The following is a 2264-nucleotide window of genomic DNA, read 5'->3' as shown; positions in this document are numbered from 1 at the left end:
CCCAGGCCGCGCGGGGCACCTCCAGCTGGAGACCAGATCCTCCAGGCTCGATGCGCCGACCGCGCCGGCCTCCACCAGCGCCGCGACGGCCTCCGGGTTCTGGTCGAACACCACGGCCGTGTGTCCGTCGCGCAGGAGACGCCGGACGATGTTGCCGCCCATCCGGCCGAGGCCGATCATGCCGAGTTGCATTGCCGTCATCTCCTCGGGGGTTTTCCTCCCCCGTGCGGGGAGGGGTCAGGGGTGGGGGTGGTGCAGACGGGACCGCTGAGCCTCATCGGGAATCGCCCCCACCTCCGGCGCCTACGCCACGGCAGCCTTGAGGGCCGCCGCGATGCGCTTCAGCCCGGCCTCGAGGTCGCCCTTGATGTGGACCCGCAGCGCCCGCCGGCCCCGCTCGGCCAGCACGGCGAAATCACCCCGCGCCTGCGCGGCCACGACGGTGGCGAAGCCGAGGGAGCGGCCCGGGATCGGCAGGTCCTGCGACGGATCCGCGGTGATCTGCAGGAACACGCCGGTATCCGGGCCGCCCTTGTAGGCCTGACCGGTGGAGTGCAGGAACCGGGGCCCGAACTCCAGGCAGGTCGCCACCTTGCGGGTGTCGCGCACGGCGATCCGCGCCTCCTGGAGGATACCGGCGGCCTCGGCGTTGCGCGGCACGTAGGCGAGCAGCCCGAGGTAATCGCCGTCCTTCAGCCGGGCGATCTGCGCCTTGAGCGCAGGCTCCAGGCCGTCGGTCGCCTGCTTCAACCCGTCCGCGTTCTGCGGGTCGGCGTAGAGGGCGATCGCATCATCCGAGAAGAGCGGCGTCTCCGCGGGGAGGGCGCCGCTCGCCTCGGCTTCGGCGAACAGCTTCTTGGTCTCGACCTTGCTGGCCTCGACGTCGGGCTGGTCGAACGGGTTGATGCCGATCACCGCGCCGGCCACGGCGGTGGCCATCTCCAGCCGGTAGAATTCCTGCGGCAGCTGCTCGACCGAATCGAGGGTGATGCGGGCGATCGGGTGGCCGTCCCGCTCCAGCGCCCGCAGGGCCTCGTCCTGCGCCGCCTCGGCGTTGCCGTCGAGGCGGAGATAGATGAAGAATCGGTCGTGCCCGTAGACCGCCGGAACGCCCACCGGCTCGCCGTCCACGGGAACCAAGCCCTTGCCCTGCTTGCCGGTCGATTCCGCGATCAGCTGTTCGGCCCAGGCGCCGAAGCTCGCGATCGCCGGGGAGGCGACGATCGTCACCTTGTCGCGGCCGGCCAGCGCCGCCGCGCCCATGGCGGTCCCGAGCAGCACGCCCGGGTTCTGGGCCGGAGGCACCGCCGGGCCGCAGGAACGGACCATGATGCGCGCCGTCTCCAGAAGCGCCTTGACGTCGAGGCCCATGGCGGCCGCCGGCACGAGGCCGAAGGCCGAGAGCACCGAGTAGCGCCCGCCGATCTGCTTCACGCCGTAGAAGATGCGCTTGAACCCGTCCGCCTTCGCGGCCCGCTCCATGTCGGAGCCGGGGTCGGTGACGGCCACGAAGTGGTCGCCGGCCCGGTCGCCGAGCACGTCCTTGGCGCGGGCCAGGAAGTAGTCGCGGAAGACGTTGGGCTCCAGCGTCGAGCCGGATTTCGACGCGACGATGAACAGCGTCTTCGCCAGATCGATGCTCGCCTCCAGGGCGCGCACCTGATCCGGGTGGGTCGAGTCGAGGATCTGAAGCTTCGGGAAACCTTCGCGCTGGCCGTAGGTCAGGCTCAGAACCTCCGGGCCGAGGCTCGATCCGCCCATGCCCAGCACGACGACGTCGGTGAAGCCTTCCGCCTTCACCCAGTCCGAGAAAGCCGCGTAGTCGGCGGCCTTCTCCAGTTCCTCCTCGACGATGTGCAGCCAGCCGAGCCAGTTCGCCTCGTCATGGCCGGACCAGACCGAGGCGTCACCCGCCCAGAGCCGACGGATCGAGCCGCTCGCGCGCCAGGATTCGACGGTTTTCTTGGCCTCGGCCGCGAGGGTGTCGTCCATGACAAGGCTCTGGCCGTCCAGCCGATGCCCCAGGAGCGCGGTGCGCTTGCCCGCCACGGCGCCGAGCAGGTTGTCGGCGGCGTCGATGAAGAGCTGCACGCCCTCCTTCACCAGCTGCTCGGCGACGGCCTCGATGTCGATGCCGGACCGCGCGAGCTTGGCCATCACGGCCTCGGCGCCGGGCACGTCCTCCTCGATCGTCGCCCGCACCACGCCGTGGTCGCGGAACGCGTCCATGGTGGCGGGCGGCATGGGTGACGGTGTCGGCCCGA

General features: G+C 71.0%; 1 protein-coding gene and 1 pseudogene. Both read right to left on the bottom strand.

Translation table 11 applies throughout. The annotated features are described in order from the left end of the window. Window positions 1–192: pseudogene (locus I53_RS23275) on the bottom strand (NAD(P)-binding domain-containing protein); the annotation flags it as partial. Window positions 193–303: 111 nt separating this feature from the next. Then, the coding region (locus I53_RS23270) for a bifunctional transaldolase/phosoglucose isomerase (RefSeq protein WP_043355203.1) at window positions 304–2264 on the bottom strand (1961 nt) is incomplete at its 5' end.

The sequence above is a fragment of the Methylobacterium sp. B1 genome (assembly GCF_000333255.1).
Classification (GTDB): domain Bacteria; phylum Pseudomonadota; class Alphaproteobacteria; order Rhizobiales; family Beijerinckiaceae; genus Methylobacterium; species Methylobacterium fujisawaense.
The sequence above is the reverse complement of the archived record's forward strand: the minus strand, read 5'-3'. Positions and strand labels throughout refer to the sequence as shown.